1 pseudogene is annotated in these 2,344 nt (G+C 69.5%); it reads left to right on the top strand.

The features are described 5' to 3' along the window. Positions 1–46: 46 nt before the first annotated feature. Positions 47–2,344: pseudogene (infB, locus tag ACT84W_RS10570) on the top strand (translation initiation factor IF-2); the annotation flags it as partial.

Raw genomic sequence — 2,344 nt, 5'->3', positions numbered from 1 at the left:
CGTGCCCGCCGCGAACGAGGCCGAGAACTAGGCGGCGCCCGAGATCGCCGCCGAGGAGGCCGCGCGCAAGAAGGCCGAGGCCGAGCGCATCGCCGCCGAGAAGAAGGCCGCCGAGGAGGCCGAGAAGAACCGTGTGAAGGACACCGCCCCCAAGCAGGCGCCGTCCTTCTCGAGCCTGCTCGACCAGATCGCGCAGCAGGAGAAGGTCCTCGCGCGGCAGGCCGAGGAGGCCGTGGCCGCCAAGGCCCAGGCCAAGGGCAACGGCCGCCGCAAGAAGGACGACGACCGCTCGTCCCGCGGCCCCAAGCGCTCCGGCTCGCCCGCTCCCCGCGCCGGCGAGCCCTCCGCCCCCGTCCGCTCCAACGGCTCCGGCAGCTGAGCCGACACCGGCCGCGGCAAGGGCTTGGGCGGCCGCCGCGGCGAGGACGGCGGCGAGGATCGCTACTCCCGCATGGCCCGCGAGGCCGAGGCCTATAACCGCAGCAAGGTCCTCGAGGAGGCCCGCGTGGCCGTCGAGGAGGCCTCCCGCGAGTCCACCGGCCGCCGCAAGAAGCGCAAGGAGCGCCGCCAGAAGCAGGCCGAGCAGGCCGCCGAGCAGCAGCGCATCGAGGAAGCCATCGCCAACGACCAGGACATCAGCCAGCTCGATACCGTGAAGGTCCCGCAGGGCTCCACCGTGGCCGAGCTCGCCGAGCTCTTGGGCGTCCCCGCGAACGACATCATCAAGCGCCTGTTCCTCCTGGGCACGCCGCTGACCCTCACCGAGTCGATGTCCGACGAGCTCATCGAGCTCGTGGCCGACGACCTCGGCCGAGACGTCAAGGTCATGACCAAGGAGGAGGAGAACTCCTTCACCTTCTACGACGACCCGAAGGACCTCGTGCCCCGCGCGCCCGTCGTCACCGTCATGGGCCACGTCGACCACGGCAAGACCTCCCTGCTCGACGCCATCCGCCACACCGGCGTCGCCGAGGGCGAGGCCGGCGGCATCACGCAGGCCATCGGCGCCTCGCAGGTCACCATCAACGGCCGCAAGATCACCTTCATCGACACCCCGGGACACGCGACCTTCACGGCCATGCGCGCCCGCGGCGCCAAGGTGACCGACATCGTCATCCTGATCGTCGCCGCCGACGACGGCGTCATGCCCCAGACCATCGAGTCCATCAACCACGCGAAGGCCGCGGGCGTGCCCATTGTCGTCGCCGTGAACAAGATCGACAAGCCCGGCGCGAACCCGGACAAGGTCCGCCAGGAGCTCACCGAGTACGGCATCGTCCCCGAGGAGTGGGGCGGCCAGAACATGTTCGTCAACATCTCCGCGAAAAAGAAGATCGGCATCGACGAGCTGCTCGAGACCGTCCTTCTGGAGGCCGACGTCCTCGAGCTCAAGGGCAACCCGGGCACCTTCGCCTCCGGCAACGTCCTCGAGGCCAAGCTCGACAAGGGCCGCGGCTCGGTCGCGACCGTCCTCGTGACCCGCGGCACCCTGCACATCGGCGACGCCCTCGTGGCCGGCATGACCTACGGCCGCGTCCGCGCCATGCTCGACTTCAAGGGCCGCCCGGTCGAGGAGGCCGGCCCCTCCGACGCCGTCGAGATCCTCGGCCTGCAGTCCGTGCCGAACGCCGGCGACGAGTTCCGCGTGTTCCAGGACGACCGCGAGGCCCGCGACCTCGCCGACCAGCGCGCGCTCAAGGCCCGCATCGAGGAGCAGAACCGCGTCAAGCACGTCACGCTCGAGAACCTCTTTGCCACCATGGCCGACGCCGACGTCAAGGAGCTCAACCTCATCATCAAGGCTGACGTCCAGGGTTCCATCGAGGCTCTTCAGGACTCGCTGGACAAGATGGACCAGTCCGAGGTCCGCATCAACACGATCCACGCCGCGGTCGGCGCCATCAACGAGACCGACGTCGTCCTGGCCGACGCCTCCAACGCCATCATCATCGGCTTCGGCGTGCGCCCCGACGCGAAGGCCCGCAACCTCGCCGAGCGCGACGGTGTCGAGATCCGCTGCTACGACGTCATCTACAAGGCCCTCGAGGACCTCGACGCTGCCCGCATCGGCATGCTGAAGCCGACCGAGGTCGAGGTCTCGACCGGCATGGCCACCGTCCTCGACACCTTCAAGGTGCCCAAGGTCGGCATCGCCGCCGGCGTCCGCGTGGAGGAGGGCGAGATCGCCGCGACCGACTCCGTGCGCCTCGTGCGCGACGGCATCGTCGTCTACAACGGTTCGATCGCGTCCATGCGCCACTACAAGGACGAGGCCAAGAGCCTGCGCTCCGGCACCGAGGGCGGCATCGGCCTCGAGAACTTCCAGGACATCAAGCCCGGCGAC

Source organism: Paratractidigestivibacter sp., assembly GCF_052362415.1.
Lineage (GTDB): Bacteria > Actinomycetota > Coriobacteriia > Coriobacteriales > Atopobiaceae > Paratractidigestivibacter.
Note: the sequence above shows the minus strand (reverse complement) of the source record. Positions and strands in the feature narration are given on the sequence as shown.